The 15,473-nt window shown below is 46.0% G+C and carries 21 protein-coding genes; 1 reads left to right on the top strand and 20 read right to left on the bottom strand.

Annotated features, from left to right (window positions below):
* Genes amrA through ACZ449_RS25485 form a run of 3 tightly spaced genes read right to left on the bottom strand, consistent with a single transcriptional unit; the run spans nt 1 to nt 2,108 of the window.
* Entirely contained in the window at nt 1-516 is a 516-nt protein-coding gene (amrA, locus tag ACZ449_RS25495; RefSeq protein WP_464258834.1) for an AmmeMemoRadiSam system protein A, read from the bottom strand.
* A gap of 11 nt (nt 517-527) precedes the next feature.
* A complete protein-coding gene (gene amrB / locus ACZ449_RS25490; RefSeq protein ID WP_464258833.1) occupies nt 528-1,361 on the bottom strand; it encodes an AmmeMemoRadiSam system protein B in 834 nt (277 codons plus the stop codon).
* Nucleotides 1,362-1,391: 30 nt separating this feature from the next.
* Nucleotides 1,392-2,108, bottom strand: a complete 717-nt coding sequence (locus ACZ449_RS25485) for an N-acetylmuramoyl-L-alanine amidase (RefSeq protein WP_464258832.1) — start codon at nt 2,106-2,108, stop codon at nt 1,392-1,394.
* A gap of 112 nt (nt 2,109-2,220) precedes the next feature.
* Here ACZ449_RS25485 and ACZ449_RS25480 point away from each other — a divergent pair, with 112 nt between their 5' ends.
* Nucleotides 2,221-3,015: a transglycosylase domain-containing protein gene (locus tag ACZ449_RS25480; protein ID WP_464258831.1), complete on the top strand. Its 795-nt coding sequence runs from the start codon at nt 2,221-2,223 to the stop codon at nt 3,013-3,015.
* Nucleotides 3,016-3,047: 32 nt separating this feature from the next.
* Here the strand turns inward: ACZ449_RS25480 and ACZ449_RS25475 are convergent, their stop codons facing one another.
* The 17 genes from ACZ449_RS25475 to ACZ449_RS25395 all read right to left on the bottom strand — a co-directional run bounded on the left by ACZ449_RS25475 (nt 3,048) and on the right by ACZ449_RS25395 (nt 15,465).
* Nucleotides 3,048-3,431: a hypothetical protein gene (locus ACZ449_RS25475; RefSeq protein WP_464258830.1), complete on the bottom strand. Its 384-nt coding sequence runs from the start codon at nt 3,429-3,431 to the stop codon at nt 3,048-3,050.
* Nucleotides 3,428-4,189 (bottom strand): hypothetical protein, encoded by a 762-nt coding sequence (locus ACZ449_RS25470; protein WP_464258829.1) that lies wholly within the window; start codon nt 4,187-4,189, stop codon nt 3,428-3,430. The genes ACZ449_RS25475 and ACZ449_RS25470 overlap by 4 nt, the downstream gene beginning before the upstream one ends.
* 425 nt (nt 4,190-4,614) lie before the next feature.
* Nucleotides 4,615-4,872: a hypothetical protein gene (locus tag ACZ449_RS25465; protein ID WP_464258828.1), complete on the bottom strand. Its 258-nt coding sequence runs from the start codon at nt 4,870-4,872 to the stop codon at nt 4,615-4,617.
* A 93-nt stretch (nt 4,873-4,965) separates the two neighbouring features.
* Nucleotides 4,966-5,451 carry a hypothetical protein gene (locus ACZ449_RS25460; RefSeq protein WP_464258827.1) on the bottom strand — a complete coding sequence of 162 codons (486 nt, stop codon included), beginning with the start codon at nt 5,449-5,451 and terminating at the stop codon, nt 4,966-4,968.
* A 135-nt stretch (nt 5,452-5,586) separates the two neighbouring features.
* On the bottom strand, nt 5,587-5,802 hold the full coding sequence (locus ACZ449_RS25455) for a hypothetical protein (RefSeq protein ID WP_464258826.1): 216 nt from the start codon (nt 5,800-5,802) through the stop codon (nt 5,587-5,589).
* 24 nt (nt 5,803-5,826) lie between these two features.
* Nucleotides 5,827-6,165: a hypothetical protein gene (locus tag ACZ449_RS25450; protein ID WP_464258825.1), complete on the bottom strand. Its 339-nt coding sequence runs from the start codon at nt 6,163-6,165 to the stop codon at nt 5,827-5,829.
* Nucleotides 6,119-6,637 (bottom strand): hypothetical protein, encoded by a 519-nt coding sequence (locus tag ACZ449_RS25445; RefSeq protein ID WP_464258824.1) that lies wholly within the window; start codon nt 6,635-6,637, stop codon nt 6,119-6,121. The genes ACZ449_RS25450 and ACZ449_RS25445 overlap by 47 nt, the downstream gene beginning before the upstream one ends.
* The gene (locus tag ACZ449_RS25440) at nt 6,637-7,218 is read right to left on the bottom strand and encodes an N-acetylmuramoyl-L-alanine amidase family protein (protein ID WP_464258823.1); all 582 of its coding nucleotides are present in this window, start codon (nt 7,216-7,218) and stop codon (nt 6,637-6,639) included. The genes ACZ449_RS25445 and ACZ449_RS25440 overlap by 1 nt, the downstream gene beginning before the upstream one ends.
* 17 nt (nt 7,219-7,235) lie before the next feature.
* Nucleotides 7,236-7,529 carry a hypothetical protein gene (locus ACZ449_RS25435; RefSeq protein WP_464258822.1) on the bottom strand — a complete coding sequence of 98 codons (294 nt, stop codon included), beginning with the start codon at nt 7,527-7,529 and terminating at the stop codon, nt 7,236-7,238.
* Between the two features lie 27 nt (nt 7,530-7,556).
* Entirely contained in the window at nt 7,557-7,988 is a 432-nt protein-coding gene (locus tag ACZ449_RS25430; RefSeq protein ID WP_464258821.1) for a DUF4376 domain-containing protein, read from the bottom strand.
* A gap of 11 nt (nt 7,989-7,999) precedes the next feature.
* Nucleotides 8,000-10,918 carry a hypothetical protein gene (locus ACZ449_RS25425; RefSeq protein ID WP_464258820.1) on the bottom strand — a complete coding sequence of 973 codons (2,919 nt, stop codon included), beginning with the start codon at nt 10,916-10,918 and terminating at the stop codon, nt 8,000-8,002.
* Nucleotides 10,919-10,930: 12 nt separating this feature from the next.
* On the bottom strand, nt 10,931-12,142 hold the full coding sequence (locus ACZ449_RS25420; RefSeq protein WP_464258819.1) for a phage tail-collar fiber domain-containing protein: 1,212 nt from the start codon (nt 12,140-12,142) through the stop codon (nt 10,931-10,933).
* 2 nt (nt 12,143-12,144) lie between these two features.
* Nucleotides 12,145-12,882 (bottom strand): phage tail protein I, encoded by a 738-nt coding sequence (locus ACZ449_RS25415; RefSeq protein WP_464258818.1) that lies wholly within the window; start codon nt 12,880-12,882, stop codon nt 12,145-12,147.
* Nucleotides 12,875-13,990 carry a baseplate assembly protein gene (locus ACZ449_RS25410; RefSeq protein WP_464258817.1) on the bottom strand — a complete coding sequence of 372 codons (1,116 nt, stop codon included), beginning with the start codon at nt 13,988-13,990 and terminating at the stop codon, nt 12,875-12,877. The genes ACZ449_RS25415 and ACZ449_RS25410 overlap by 8 nt, the downstream gene beginning before the upstream one ends.
* The gene (locus ACZ449_RS25405) at nt 13,987-14,856 is read right to left on the bottom strand and encodes a phage tail protein (RefSeq protein ID WP_464258816.1); all 870 of its coding nucleotides are present in this window, start codon (nt 14,854-14,856) and stop codon (nt 13,987-13,989) included. The genes ACZ449_RS25410 and ACZ449_RS25405 overlap by 4 nt, the downstream gene beginning before the upstream one ends.
* Complete coding sequence (locus ACZ449_RS25400; protein ID WP_464258815.1) at nt 14,853-15,167, bottom strand: GPW/gp25 family protein; 315 nt, start codon at nt 15,165-15,167, stop codon at nt 14,853-14,855. Before ACZ449_RS25400 ends, ACZ449_RS25405 begins: the two co-directional genes overlap by 4 nt.
* A 4-nt stretch (nt 15,168-15,171) precedes the next feature.
* Nucleotides 15,172-15,465, bottom strand: coding sequence for a PAAR domain-containing protein (locus ACZ449_RS25395; protein WP_464258814.1), 294 nt, complete (start codon nt 15,463-15,465; stop codon nt 15,172-15,174).
* Nucleotides 15,466-15,473 lie beyond the last annotated feature (8 nt).

Below are 15,473 nucleotides of genomic sequence, written 5' to 3'. Positions count from 1 at the left end.
CTATTTATAACGTGTTACGGTAAAACGGTACAAATCAATTTCTTTTTCTGCCTGGATACCAGCTTTTTGCATAGCAATACCTACCTGTTCAGTGACAGTATCTACACCTTCGAGGTCAGGTAAGAGCAAGCCGGAACGGTGTCCGCAACGGACAATTACCCCATAGGTTTTTGGTTCAAGCTCATCAATACTCTCAATCGCTTCTGGTGGTTCCAATACATCGACTGAAATCTCCAGTTCTGCCAATTCGCTTAGTTTGATCGGGCTGAAGCGCGGATCTTCGGTCCCAGCGCTAACGGCATTCTGAATGATTTCTTCGGCAATAGTCTGCTGGGTAGGCTCAAAGGTACCAATACAGCCGCGCAGTTGACCTTCTTTTTTAAAAGAAACAAAGACCCCCGCCTTCTCCTGTAACATATCTGGGAGTTCAGCCGGCTTGTCCATAAGTTGATTATGTTCCAGATAATAGGTAAGACTTTTTTTAGCAAGTCTTACCGGCTCACTTTGTTTATCCATCCTAACGCCTCCTATTTCTTACCCTTTATTTTAAAAGCAATAACTGCATACCCAACGCCAAAGGGTCCCTCATACGAAGTTGTTACTACTTCGGTATCCAGTCCTCCCATAACACCCATAAGGAAAAAGACTGGCCTGAGACCGCATTGTCCGGCTTCTTCAATCAAATTTTCATCCATATTGAGTAAAGACTTAACATCCACATTAGTAAGAGCCGTAACTAGCTGCCGGTCAAACTCTATCCCTTTCGGGCTATAACCGGCAGGTGCATCTGGTGTCAAACGATGTGACAAGTCGCCTGAGGCAATTACCGCCACTCGCCTACCACCATGGCTAATAGCTGCCTGCACGGCTTTGCCAAAAGTATACATTTCCTCATAAGGCAACATACCCATAGATAGATGCACAATCTGCCCTTTGAATCCTGCTTTCGCTAGATAGTAGAGCGGTACAAAGGCACCATGATCAAGTTGTAAGGGTATTCGATAATTCTTGGCCACATCAACGGTTAATTCGGTTAAATTAATACCCAGTCGCTGGGAATTGCGAATTATATTTTTTATTAAAAGATTATCTGTCTCAAACCCCAGCGTTACGTCAGGGGCACCAAACTGCGCCATACTCCCTCTCAGACGAGGATGAATGCTAATGGCAACGGCATCTTCAAACACCGGGCCATGCGGTGTAATAATAACAACAGTTTGAGGATTTTCTTCTTTTAGCATTTCTGCCACTTGCCTTGCGGCTTCCACTGTAGCTTTAATATGTTCCAGTTCTTGATGTCCCACTTCCGGGATCATGATCGGGGGGTGTGGCATGAGTGCACAGCCAACCAAATTATCCATACTATCGCTCCCTTCAGCTAGTGGTGCGTTTTATCGTTCCACATTCTGGCTAAAATGATACGCCAACCCTTTGGCAATAGCTTCAGCCAGTTTTTGTTGATAAGCTTCACTGTTAAGCTGCGCAGCCTCAGTTGGGTTGCTAATAAAACCGGCTTCAATGAGCACACCTGCTATAGTTACAGATTTCAATAAAATAATGTCAGAATCCTGCTTGACTTGGCGTTTATTACCAGGAGGGAAATTTTTTAGTGCTTGCTGCATAATTTCGGCTAATTGCTTATTTTCCTCCTGTTTGGGATTATAAAATACCTGAGCACCTGACCAATTTGCGCCTTTAATCGCATTACAATGGATACTTAGATAGAGGTTAGCCCCCGATTTTTCAATAATATCGGCCCGTTTCAACAAGTCATTGCGTTTGCCGCCTTTGCCTTTGGTATAATAATCGACATCGTCCTCACGGGTAAGCACAGTTGTAGCACCATTGGCTGTCAGGACAGCGGCTACTTTAGCTGCAATCGCCAAATTAATATTCTTTTCATCCAGTCCGTTCCATTTTGCACCATCATCAATTCCACCATGCCCGGCATCAATCGCGATAATTTTGCCACTAAGCACTGACAAGTCCGCATTTTCGATATCTGCCAGCACAAGATAACGCAGCGTCAGAAGGTTTAACACCACCACCGCGATACTAAATACGACTGCACTCACTACCCGTTGTCGTCTTACCGCCAGTATCCGCATACTAACCACCTCTTTTTCCCTGTTGCCATTGCTACTTACACTGTATTCTCAATTTGGCAATTAAATGCTAAAATAAAGAGGAAGAAGTTTGCGACAGTTAGAGGTGATCTACGTGAAAACTAGGCGTGTAAAAAAAGGCCGACTCCTTGCCTTATTAGTTATCCTGTTTTTTGTTACTTTTTTATGGGCAGGCGGAGAGTCAGTATTGCGTTCATCTATCTCCAAGATTAATCCACTGTCAACAGGAGCACCTGTTGCTACATTGTCTAGTATTACCGGCACCTGGGAACGAGTACATCGGGTATTTTTTCTAAAAAGCGCTATTGATACTAAGCTGGATAAAAAAAGTTATGTACGACTATCCGATACCCCCCTCGCTTTGCAGCAGGCAATCATCGCCGTCGAAGACAGTCGCTTTTATCACCATGTTGGATTTGACATTGAGGGTATTTTGCGGGCCACCTTAGTCAATGTCCAAACAGGGTCTTATGTGGAAGGCGGCAGTACCATTACTCAACAATTAGTGAAAAACCTATTTCTCTCCCAAGAGCGAACACTTGGCCGGAAAGTTGAGGAATTTGTCCTAGCTGTTGATATTGAGCTGCGCTACTCGAAAGAAGACATTCTGGAAATGTATTTGAATAGCATCTATTTTGGCTCAGGTGCCTATGGGATCGGGGAAGCCTCCACCATTTATTTTGGCAAACCGCCTTTTCATCTGAATTTAGCCGAATGTGCCATGCTAGCCGGGTTGCCTAATGCACCCTCACTAACCTCGCCCTATGTCGATTTTGCAGCTGCTAAACAGCGCCAAGCTGTAGTACTTGCAGCTATGTCCCGCAACAGCTATATTGGACCGGCACAAGCCCAAGAAGCCAAACTTACCCCCATCTTGTTGGCAAAATAAAAGTAAGGCCCGGCATAATGCCGGGCCTTACTTTACACCCTGAGTTGTTTGTCCTTTGCAGTTTTGAAGGATGGTCCGTAAACCAAAGTTCCCAGTGCTGTTAGGGTAATGTTGATTGAGCAAAATTCATCATGATCTTGCAAGCGGCAATCATCACAAATTTTACTCACTGCATCATAAGCTGCTAATGCCTTGAAATGTTCAACCCGTCCGTCAACAACCGGCAAAGAGCGGATTAACTCTAAAATATCTTCAGGAATATCATCATTAAATTTCGTACCTGTCTCCGACATATACATTAATGTATCTTTAGCTAGCCCAATATGGCAGCTAGATTTGGCGCAGTTCTTGCAGTTGCCGCACGCTTTGTTGGTGCTGACAAACGCCATAAACGCATTTTCTTTGGAAAAACTCATGTTTCGACCTCCTCTTGTACTGCAGCAACAAAGCGGTCTATGCCCACTTTAGCAATAACATGGTATAGACGGGGATGTTCTAGCAATTCGCCAGTTGCGGTAAATTCAGCAGCTACTGCAGCATACAGCGCCAACAACCGCACAATTACTGGCACCACCTTTTCCCGCGGGACTTTCACAGGCAATACCAGTCCATGAATCGGCGTTGTGCCGCTTTCTTTGCCACCTAACGCTATAGTAAATTTGCCCCGTGGTTCGCCAATCAACCCAATGCACTGGCACAATGCTGCTGAACAATTGCGCGAACAACCAGACACTCCAATTTTGAAGTCCCACGGCAACTTAGTACCATATACGGCCTCGTTAATTTCCTTGGCCAGCCCCAAGGTTTCCTGACGCCCATGCACGCACAAGCCTTTGCCCGGGCAGGCAACAATATTACGAACACTTCCATGAACACTGGCAACTCGTAATCCACCAGCTGTCAATTTTTCTAATGCTCCTGTCACCTTGTCTTTGGGCACTAACAAAATTGGCAGCTGACGTCTAGTAAATTTAACGGCAGCGCCGCCATCAGCCATAATATCTGCTAGTATAGCAAATTGCCCGGCTGTCAAAACACCGCCCGGTGTATCTACTAAAATCGCCCAGGCGCCATTCGCCTGTTCCACAACACCCCAAAGTGCATCTTTCTCAGTATCAAATACTACCTGTTCGCCATCCCAGCTCCAGGCATTTGTCTTGGTAAGGTTACTCAATATCGACAACTCCCCATTAAAGTAATATTAACTATTAATTAATATTAGATATCTATTAAGGAAATTCCTGCCTAGCTACTAGGAAAATTTTATTTATTTACACTTATTATGCCAAACACGTTACACCAGTTATTTTGAAGGCAGTTGAAGTTAATGTCATCCTAACAAAAAGAACCGCCAAAAATTTGGCGGTTCGCATTGCAAAATTAACGTTTTGTGAACTGAACACCCGCATTTCATCAGCATTTTTAGCCTATTTGTTACTAATGTGATTCTAATGTTTCACATCTTAAAAATTCTTAAATCGTTTTATTCTAAAAAATCCTTCCTTAATATATACTCTGTTCGCGAACATTTTCCTACGAAATATAAAAATCAAATTCATCCCGCCCATGGCTAAGAGATGGACAGTAAATATAATAATGCTATTTTTCTATAAACCACTTACCCTCATCGCAGAACAGAAGCACCTGTTTCCCTGCAATCAGACAGGTGTACCGCCAGCCCTGGCCACCAGCTTTCAACGACGCTGCCTGGCGAACATCGTAAACTTTGTCGATGTCCCATTTGCGACCGTCGGCCCAGTGGAGGATTATCGGTTTTATTATGCCGTTTAAGTCATGTTCGGCAGTGATGGCAACGAATAGTTTGTTTTTACTGTGGGTATCACCTGTTATGTACATGGGGAACCCTCCTTATAGAACGTTTGTTTGTGTTTATTGTAAAACAAATGTTCGGTGGTGTAAAGAGGGGATGAATGGGAAAAGCTGGGCGTCTTAATTCAATTTAATCCGATCCAATTTTACCTTTACTTGGTATATTGCATCTATTAGCTTTTGGACTTCCATTCGATCTCCCGCAAATACAAGGCAGCCTGTGTCTACCTCATAGTTACGAAACGGTATTGCATCTGCAAATACTTCAAATTGCGAAGCTGGTCCAATATTACAATCAACAAAAACTTTATTCTTTGAGTTTATCGCCCAACGCTCTATTCGTTCATCAAAGTGTTCCCAGTGATTTCTAAATGCTCTATCAAAAATAATATGATCATCGTTTATCTCTAAGATAGTAGCTAAAGGTTTCGCTCTTTTTAGTAATTTCGATAAATTACCAGTTGCACTCAAAAAACCGTGAACAGAAAACCAAAATAAATCAGTATCATATTTCTCTAAACCGCATTTTATATTTTCAACAGCTATAAGAGCGAACTTACATTGCTTCTTAGCTTCTTCTAAAAATATATAGTCAATCATAGTCATTTTTACCCCTCCTCAATTACAATGTTTGCCATTTACTATCAAATTCCTGCCCAAAATAAAAAAATCCCACCCCAAACCGTCAGGCTGAGAGTGGGCTTTTGAAATTATTGTGCGATAGTTATGGTGTCCGTTGTATTAGCTAATCCATTTATATACTTGATTGGTAATTCTTTCGCCTGCATAATCCAGTAGCAATAGATATGCACTATCCCGGCATTTTACCCATGTGCTTGTAGTGCTGGAAATCTCAGCGTTTAAAGCCGTTTTCAGTGCCGCCTTCTTTTGATCAATTGTCATTTCTGCAAACCCTGCCAAAATTGTTTTGACTGTACTTACTACCTTATTTGCCATTTTAACATTACCCCTTTTCGTTAATTATTTTACCAGGATATTTAAATACGGAGCTACTGCCGCTCCGATCGCGGTTCCGATCGCTCCTGACGTTGCCATAACGGGTGCATACTTTTTTACCAGTGCCAGGGCGATTTCACCGACAACCGGCAGTAATGCCTGAACTACTTCACTGGTGGTAGATGGTGCCATTGCCAAAACCTCTGCTTCGGTCAATTCCAGATTACCAGCCTGGTGGCGAATATCCTCTAAGCACATCTCCGGATATTGTAGGGCGTGTTCCCTTAGTCCACCAGGGAGTAATTTCAGTATTGGCCTAGCTTTGACTGCATGTGCGAAATTGTTCAGTAACGTCTTGTCCATGCCAGTCCTCCATTATCGTTTTTTCCAGCCTGTAGGGATCTATGACCCCTGGCACCAATAAAGGCAATAACGGTACTTTCCCGCCCTTCAGTAATCGTGTAATGGTTTCGCTACAGTGCATTGTCCAATCATTGTCCGGCAGTTGTATGTCTAACATATCGAATATGCCGGTCTTTAGGCATCCTCCGTAGGCGTAAGGCGTTCCCAATAGACGCCTGGCTTCAGTCTTAAGGGCCTCGATGTCCGGGACTTCAACCTCGATGAACCGAGCATCCGGATTGCTATTATATTTGTCGGGTCGGTGTAGCCATACCCCAGGATAGGGATCTGATTCATCCTTTAGGCCGGTAGACTCCAAAACCGAATCAAAAAGGAGACATGCCACGTGGGACACATCTCCTTTAGATACTGTATCAATTAGCCGGTCTACAGTACTGTCACCGCCGACAAAAATCAGTGTTACTTTCGCCATCAAGCTACCTCCTGCAGATAGTCGGTCACGCCCCTGGCGATGGCCCTTGCGTACCTATTTTGCCATGTTGGGTTGGCCAGCAGAGCGGCTTCTTCCTCGTTGGAGATGAACGCCATTTCTACCAGACATGCTGGCGCATCGGTTTGAGTTAAAACATAAAAACGGCTCTCCTTGTCTGGATCGCCGTCTGAGTAATCAGCCCTGCCTAAACGGTCGGGAAATTCGGCTGCAATCTGATTAAATATGCAGGTTGCTAGTACATCGCCTTGGGTTTCACCAGGGCTGGTCCATACTTCAAAACCTTTGGCTCCTGCGGTTGCCGCGTTGCAGTGGATGGACACAAACACATCCGCAGGCCACTCGTTAGCGATATCGCAGCGATATTGCAGGTCGTCGGTTTCAGGCTGCTCTTGCTCGGTACGGGTTAGCTTGACCTCACAGCCAGCCGCCGTTAAGTATTTTTCTACCAACTTACTAACAGTTAGACTTACGTCAGCCTCTTGTAATCCCGTTACCGAATTTGTTGCCCCTGGGTCCGTGTTACCTCCGGCATGGCCGGGATCAGTACATACTCTTGCCATAACTCTGCCCTCCTAATTTACTTAATTGCTCCTTGAACATGTTGGATCTGTTCGATATATTTCCCAACAGTAACTGCGTAGGCAATCGCCGTGCCAGCCATGGCCGCTGCTCCGGATAATAATGGGATAAGCCAGGTCAGCATTTTTCGGCCACCCTTTACTTGATTACTGTCATTCTCAAGGGTGCAAACCCTGCCCTCAAGGGTTGACTCATTCCCTATATGCGCATCCAGCTTCGCCTCAATCCTGGCCTGCCCTTTAATGATCTCTAAAAAAGCGTCCATTGGTACTGCGATTTGATTTTCTCCCAAGTCTCCACCCCCAAAAGAATAAATTAACTACGACCAAACTATCACATTCACAGCCTCAGTAGTAGCTGCTATCCCCACTGCCTCCTGTAGCACCCATCCTTTCTGCTTGCACGTACCTATATGCAAGGCAAGATCATCAACAACTTTCTGGACCTGAGTGGCATTGTGCATAAAAATAACTTTTTCTGTTTGTCCTTCCGGTATGGCTCGAAGAGGAATTTTCCCTTGATACGTTGGATTAGTCGCAAAGTCCGGCGATGTTGAAACCTGCCGCATCAGCATGAGGTTTTGCTGGTCTACCTCGTCGGAGTCATACTTGTTTCGGCTCCCCATAGCCTCAGAGAAAAAACCGCCTGTGATGGCGGTTTTAGTCCAAGTGTCAATGTCGGCTAGTTTGGCTGTCTTGACCTGCTCCAGCGTAGGCTGGGTAGTTGGTTTGATTTTATTTATCCTTGTCATTGTCATCCTCCTTACGCGCTTTGTACATAACAAGCGGTTATCCCAGTGGCTACTGGCGTTTCTGCCACCCAATCAGCGGCCAGGGTTAGTGTTGCACCAGTGTTAGAACCGACAAAGGTAATAATGCCGCTATCCTCATCGTATACCCAGGATACCGTTCCGGCGCTGGGCGTAATGACGATGGTTTCCCGTTTCAGGTTATGAGGTACCCAGACCATTTGTTGCTTGCCGGTTACAGTACCAATCGAATACCCCGCGGGTAAAGAGCCGACTGGTTTAGCTAGTTCAAATTTAACGGCACCTACGGCTTTCGTAGCGCTATTAGGAATGGTATAACCATAATCCGTAGCAAAGGAGCTTGTGCCATTGTAAGGATTGGTCTGCCCTGCCTCCATCTGCACCCATACTTCCGGCTCCCATCCATAGGAGTATGATGCAAACACAGTCACGCCATCAGGGGGACTGCCGTAAATCTCGGAAACCTCGGTATTGAAATCAATATCTACTGGCGTCGCACCGTACCAAACCTGTAGAGTATTGTGGTTGATACCTGTGTCCCTTTGCCGTACTCCCTGGGCATCATCCACGCCTAGTATCATGGTCAGTCTGTTACCCTGGTTGCCTATTCCGACAGCAATACGTTCTCTAGTTTTTGGCTGACTGCGGAATGAGCACCAGGCTTTTGCCCCAGCGTCCCGGAAACCGTCGTGTTTTAAGAGTGCCCGGACTCCCCGCATTGCTGCCGTCTGCCCCGCTTGTAGGCCACTGGAAAAATCATCCGTGTTCATGACAATTTCTGCTGATTGGCCACTGACAGCTGCGTCATTTGAGCGGTGACGCACTGTGACTTTCTGCACCGTAGATGATGCACCGGACGCAACAGAAGGTACTGTGCAAATGCTTCTAAGCGCGATACTACTACCGCGCAGGGTATTGGCCTGGTCAAGATTAACGTAATCTGACCATGTTCCAGTAGATTTTTTGGCGGCAATTTTAAGCAAAGTAGAAGCCGCACCGACATTGTTAACCAGCGCAGCCGCCGAGAACACATCGACATCGGTTGCGGCCAGCACAATCTCGCCGCTATCAAAGGTTTTCGTAATCGTGTCTTGGCTGTTTTTACCGTTGACTGCAATACGGGTTGTGGGTACTACAGAGCCATCACCCGGCCCAATGTGAGCAATTGAAGGGTAGATTAACTTACCAACAAAAGCGGGTATATTAGTTGTCAAGGCCAACTCGGCTGCTGTGTTACCCTCGGCCAAAACGCTTTTATCGGTAAGCATTTGTGACGGCACACTGACCAAAGTTACAGAGCCGCTACCGGAAATTTTGTAGTAACCCCCTGTAGACGGCACTGCCGTAGTTACCGTTCCGACACCTATGACTATAGTGCCGGTTTTTGACATTGTGCCTGGCGTATTGCCGCCGCCAGATACTTTTTCCGTGAGAGTTACAATGTTGGTTGACGCCGTGGCCGTGTATAGAGCATTGATAGTCGTATTGGCATTGAGAACAGAAGCTAGATTCGTAGCTGTGGTCGTAGTAGACGCACCGACATTAAACTGATTCCCTGTAGCTCCGCTGGCGACTGCAGTAAAGGTCACGCTGTTGATAGTTACCGTATCACCGGCTACCGCGTTTGTGGATATGGGATAAGTTCTTACGCCAGTTGTCGCAATAGGCAGTTTAAATACGAATCGCCGATCGGTGCCAGCAGGCTGATTGCCGAGAACCGTAAAGCCGTCAGCCGATGTCCATGTTGTTAAATCCCATGGTGCCGAAGTTGTAAGTAGGCTGCTTTTGTTTGTGATAAGCGTATCCAATGCATAAGCAGTTGTATTAGTCGGGAAATTGGCTGTGTTGGTTGCTATGAAACCAAATCCTGCTCCTCCGCCACCGCCACCAAAAGCATTAGCCACATAAAGCCCATGACCGCCATAACCTCCTGTGCTAAAACAAGCTAAAGAGAAATTAATAGTGTTATTAGCTAATAACATTATTGTAGCACCAGCATCACCGTAGCCCGAATAATATTGACGCGCTACACCATCACCGTATGATGGTCCACCATGGTAACCAGGTAATCCTCCAAAACTATGAACTGTTGAACCACTACCACCTGTGCTCGTTGTTGCTGTGATGCCACCATCATAACTTCCTCCGCCACCGTTCCCTCCAATACCCGCAGGTCCGTTTCCACTACCCATAAATCCACCCGTGTTTGCGGTATTAGGAGTACCAGTACTACCATCCCATGTTGATCCTATTCTAGTTGTGCTACCACGTTTATAAGTATCCGCGATTATTACTGCTATGCCTGCACCGACTGGCATTATTAACTTAGTAGGCAAATCGGCATTTGTCATTATAATGCCTGACGGTTTGAGAGGTACAGCTACAGGCGTACCATCTGTTTTTAAGCAAGCTAATACAGGTATGCCTTTTGCTTCCGTAATCCACATACCATTTGTTAAATCAAAAACGCCTTTTGCTTTGGCAACTAAAATACCACCGTATTTTTTGGTAGTGTCATATGCCAAAGCATCGACTCGGCAGTTTACCGCTAAATTGTTGAAGTTTGGCACTGTAACAACTTGACAAACATACTTGGTTAAATCAAAAATCGGCACCGCTTTATCCAACGTCAACGTATTGCCTGCCATAGCTATAGCGGTTGCGAAAGCATATTTGTCAATATTCGTCGTTTCGGCACTCAAACAACCTGTAACATGGAAAAGTAGATCTTGCCCAGCAGTAAAACCACCAAACGCGCCAACACTGGGCGTGCCTATTGTGACCTGAAAGCCTAAAGCACCAACGTTCGTCACGTTGGCATAGCTGTTTACCTGCGTACTGGTTGACGATATAGTCACATCACCTAGTATCCCAGTGCCAAGGCCACCTACATTCCTTATATCAAAAGCCATCTATACCACCTCCTATTTAAGCGTAAAATATCCATCCGCAGTAAATGCGCCGTCACCAGTCACAGTTAGGGCCGCATTGCTTAAGCTGGTATCCAAAATAGCCGTCTGCGGCACATTACCACTAACACCGGAAAATGTAATGTTCGGTTCCCACATTTTTGCCCGTTGATCACCTGCACCAAGAGCCTCGCCGTTTGATGTTACGATTTGCGCTGTTGAGCGGTACATGCTGGTTTTGCCTGACTGATACGTGTATTTAAGTTTTTCTGTGGCAATCACACGCCGGTCAGTGTCATTTTTGATGATACTGCGGATTTGGATTAGTTCCTGGTTTACGCCGTCCGATATGGTGTAATATGAGCCGGTCAGCAGACCTTTCACGCTAGAAACCAGGATAGTATCATCACCGGCTACCGATTGGACGGTGGTTGAGAATACATCAACTTCGTCGCAGTCCTCGAAATTCTCGGCAAATACAAGGCTATAGCCGTTAGGAGCTAGGCTTTTTGCTTCTTGTTCGAGGGCGTATTCCTGGATTGCGCGAAATAGGGTAGCGTCGTTACTGCGAAGGGTGGTTATGTCACTGCCGTCACCGCCAAGAATCTGGCGTTTAAGTGTTTCAAATGCCAAGGGACGTATTGTCGGCACCGGCGTCGTTTCCCCAGGTGACGATACCCAAACATCTGCGCAATCAGTAACACGAGTGCCAACGCGCAACCATTTTTTATGTGGATCAGTTTCGTTTTCATGATTGTTCAAATCAACCTGCGTTAAAAAAACAATAGACGGATCAATGGTCATATTAACCGTTTCCGCCTGTCCAACCACAGTATAAACCTCAATAAATTCTTCAGCCGTGACTTTGCCGGGAACCGGAATATAGTCTGGCTCATCTCCTGCATTGGTGTACGAATGGAGAATTTCCCCTTCGTCCGGGTCCACTGCAAACATTCCAATTTCACGAATTACAAAACCCTGGGTTAACCCTGCATTAGTGAGTACACCACGAATTACCGTTGTATCCTCACTAACCCGCTCAACTTTACCAACAGGTATATCTCGTAGATAATGCACAAGTCCCGTTAACTGCTTATCGTCCTGACCAGACGTTAATTGTCCATCACCGGCTGCCATACGGGTAAACGTAATTGAGCCCCCCTGCTGGATTTTGGATAGCAGGGCTATTCCTTTTTTTGTCAACGTCATTCCATTAAAACCTGCCACACTCAAGCCTCCCTTACATGAATTTTAGTGATTCTTGCCAACCTTACAGCTGATCCAGCATATTGCGAAATCGCTGGTGCAGGCAATCGCAAGCCTACAACCTGTCTAGCCGCCTTACGCAAAACCTGGCCGTATTGTGTCGCAACCGAAATAGCCGGAATAACAATTCGCGGAGCAATAGTCTGTATTGAACCAAACCTGGCGGCACTACCATAAAGTACTGGCATGCGTATTTCTCTCTGTACTTCAATTCCTGACGTCTCTTCATCCAGCCAAGACCGGGTATTTTTCGCTGTGAAAATTGCGCGTATCAGTCGTTGATATGCTTCATCATCAGGCAAAGAGTCAATTGTTCGCACCTTAAACCGGAATGGTTTCCCGCCATAATTGAACCATTCCCTCACTTCGGCCCGGGCAAATGCTGCACTAACTACCTGCTCTACCGCCCATGGCGTCCCTTTGTGCCGATGCCAGGCGATTGACTGCTTAATCATGGCTCGCTTTTTATCAATTGAAAAACCAATAGGCTCATAGAAATCAACATGCAGCTGCCAGGCCAACACGTCCAAGACATCTTCCGGCAGTTCGTCAATTCTGGCATATAAAACAACTGTAGGTATGGCTGCCGTTACAGCCTGCAGTTCTTTATCAATAGCCGCTGCAGCTGCCTGCACCTGCGGATCACTCCGGATACTTGGCGGCACTAGGTCGAGCAGCGTAACCTGGGTAATATCAGCCATCAGAAAGACCTCCGAAGTTGGGTGTGACGCTGCTGGCCACAGCCACCTGATATTTTTTCAGCGCCGCATATACCGGCATCGTCACTTCCACCCTGGAGGCTCCGGCTGCCCGTACGCGCCAGCTCAATTCTGATGGATTGACCTCCCGGCCTAATTTTGATTTCTGCCAGATCATATAGTCGTCTACGGCCTTGCTGATTGCCTGTTGTATGGCTAGGATGATAGTCACATTAGCGCGGCTAATATAATAGGTAAGGTTAATATCATAACTTACAGTTTCCGGTGCCAGCACGGTTACTTTGTCGGTGAGCGGTCGGATTTTTTTGTCGCTGCACGCATCAGCTACCGCCAGCAGGATTTCTTCTCCTGGCATTTCCCCGCCAGCCAGCAGTGGCCGAATCTCCACCACTCCATCGCTCGGACTATATACCGCTACGTCCACAATCAACTGCGAAGCTGACTTCGCGAAAAAAATATAGGACCCATCAGGACCAGCTACAGAAAAACTTTCGGGGGCTTGCTGGATACGCGCGCGCAGATTATCGTCAGACTCAATATCCGCGCCCCCTTCCGTTGTAGTAGTATTTATAACCGATTGTAAATATGGCAGAGTATCAACAAATTTAGTAATTTGTCCTGCAAGATACCCATTGCCATCGGCTCCCGTAGAAGCGCAAATCGCTGGAACATCAATACTTAGACTACCTGCAGCTATTTCTGCCGCTGTGGAGGTACTAAAAATAACTCCGTTTAGTGTACTAGCCCTAAAGCCCGCTGGAATTGTTATTGCTTGCGGCTGAGCCGCTGAAACCGTAAACCGTAATGTCGTTGTTGCCGCTGAAGCTTCCATGCGGGTGACGCCCACCATGATACCTATATGGTCCAAATAATCACCTTCGGAGTAAGCTAACAGATTCATTTTTGCACTATAATCAATCAAAATTCGCTGCTGAATAATGATAGCAGTCACGCTCTGCAAAAATAATCTAATTGGATCGCTGTCAGCGAGTGTCCGGCCTGCAATAGCCTCATACATAGTTATAACTGACGCCTCGATATTTCCAGCGTCGGTGTCAGTAAAACTTATTGAGGGCAAATTAGCAATCACAGGTTTACCACCCCTTTCATTTCTTTAGCGATCTGGATGGTTGATCCTGCGTTAGCAGAGCCAACAATGTTTTTTGTCGCGGATAGCTTGTCTTTGCCAGTACTATTATCAATGGCAGTCAAAAGTTCTACAATTGCACCCGCAGGATCTGATTTTGTTTTACTTACCAAGCTAACAGGATTTAAGCCCAATACAGAATAACTACTAGTTTTGACTCCTGCTGCACTTAGAGCAGTAGCAATGTCTGTGCTTTTAGAAATGTTTTGCAACGTTTTTACTGTTGATAATATTTGTTTCGTCGCGGCGGCAGCCGTTACTGGGTTTTTCGTGGCCGTTTGTGCTACTTTGGCAAGAGACTGGGTGCTGGTAGCAGATAGGCCCACACTGTTAGCAGCCGTTTGAATAGCGTTGTTTACTTTCGTAACATTTGCCGTTTCAGCTGCCGCCGTAACAGTTGTTTGATTAGTGCTGACTGATGTCGTAGCATATTCCTTTAAGCTCACATCAACTGCGATATGCAAAGGGTTTCCGCGATTGTCCACATGTCGCCATGTCTCTGACAGATTTTCAATAACAAAATTACCGAGGCTTTTTGAGCCTATAATCAAGGGATAATATTGGTATTTTTGCAGGATTTCGCGTAGCATCTGGACTTCTTTTGCTGGATTTAGCCCCAGTGAAACAGAAAAAACCATCTGGAATGTAATGGTGTCTAATCCTAACGCCACAAATTCCAGTAATGGTTTTTGCCCTATAATAGCATGTTCTTCATATTTGGCTGATGTTGTCCGCTTAAACTCATCGAACGTCCGGACTTTCTTTTCCGCCGCCTCAAATGTCACTGAACCAAACGTGCCAATACTCATTCTGCCACCCCGATTCTAACTGTCGGAATCAGCTTTCCTTCGGCACCAGAAAAAGTTATAGAAACTATTTTGGCACGCGGCTCATATTTTTGTATTGCTGTAACATACGCCGCTGATAATCTAGCTTTTGCTACCGGCAGTGGAGCGTCTGTTGCTGGCACAACCCCAAATTTTCTATCAAGCACCACAGAAGATATCGGCGTTGACAATATTGTTTGCACATTTTGGATAACTTCTTCAGCCTCGCTTTGCGGCGAAAAATTAACATTTGTAATCCCGGTACCGCTAATATCAATTTGCAGTGGGTTCACCCCCCTAGTTTACAAATACATTGGGACTGCCCTGGGCCATGGTATCACCGCAAGAAATCGCGTCGCCAATGCGACAAATTGGTTGGCCATTAACATAGACATTAGGGCTGCCACTGCTGGCCACGCCGCCATGCGGCACATGATCAGGGCACGCACCATGCACAGCCCAAGCGTCACCCAGGCGGTGCACGCCCAGGCTGTTGCAAAATACATTGGGGCTAGCCTCAACATTTGGCCTGGCAGGATAACAATGCGGGTGCCCTGCCGACATATCCCCCAGCCTAACTACAAGAGGCATGTCTACCA

The sequence above is a fragment of the Desulfosporomusa polytropa genome, assembly GCF_055380075.1.
This window is presented reverse-complemented; position numbering and strand designations above follow the sequence as displayed.

Coding starts and splice junctions, on each gene's coding strand:
- ACZ449_RS25430 (WP_464258821.1), bottom strand. CDS start 7,988: ATGACAAGGATAAATAAAATCAAACCAACTACCCAGCCTACGCTGGAG.
- ACZ449_RS25445 (WP_464258824.1), bottom strand. CDS start 6,637: ATGGCGAAAGTAACACTGATTTTTGTCGGCGGTGACAGTACTGTAGAC.
- ACZ449_RS25475 (WP_464258830.1), bottom strand. CDS start 3,431: ATGAGTTTTTCCAAAGAAAATGCGTTTATGGCGTTTGTCAGCACCAAC.
- ACZ449_RS25460 (WP_464258827.1), bottom strand. CDS start 5,451: ATGACTATGATTGACTATATATTTTTAGAAGAAGCTAAGAAGCAATGT.
- ACZ449_RS25395 (WP_464258814.1), bottom strand. CDS start 15,465: ATGCCTCTTGTAGTTAGGCTGGGGGATATGTCGGCAGGGCACCCGCAT.
- ACZ449_RS25450 (WP_464258825.1), bottom strand. CDS start 6,165: ATGGACAAGACGTTACTGAACAATTTCGCACATGCAGTCAAAGCTAGG.
- ACZ449_RS25455 (WP_464258826.1), bottom strand. CDS start 5,802: ATGGCAAATAAGGTAGTAAGTACAGTCAAAACAATTTTGGCAGGGTTT.
- ACZ449_RS25415 (WP_464258818.1), bottom strand. CDS start 12,882: ATGGCTGATATTACCCAGGTTACGCTGCTCGACCTAGTGCCGCCAAGT.
- ACZ449_RS25405 (WP_464258816.1), bottom strand. CDS start 14,856: ATGAGTATTGGCACGTTTGGTTCAGTGACATTTGAGGCGGCGGAAAAG.
- amrA (WP_464258834.1), bottom strand. CDS start 516: ATGGATAAACAAAGTGAGCCGGTAAGACTTGCTAAAAAAAGTCTTACC.
- ACZ449_RS25465 (WP_464258828.1), bottom strand. CDS start 4,872: ATGTACATAACAGGTGATACCCACAGTAAAAACAAACTATTCGTTGCC.
- ACZ449_RS25440 (WP_464258823.1), bottom strand. CDS start 7,218: ATGGCAAGAGTATGTACTGATCCCGGCCATGCCGGAGGTAACACGGAC.
- amrB (WP_464258833.1), bottom strand. CDS start 1,361: ATGGATAATTTGGTTGGCTGTGCACTCATGCCACACCCCCCGATCATG.
- ACZ449_RS25485 (WP_464258832.1), bottom strand. CDS start 2,108: ATGCGGATACTGGCGGTAAGACGACAACGGGTAGTGAGTGCAGTCGTA.
- ACZ449_RS25425 (WP_464258820.1), bottom strand. CDS start 10,918: ATGGCTTTTGATATAAGGAATGTAGGTGGCCTTGGCACTGGGATACTA.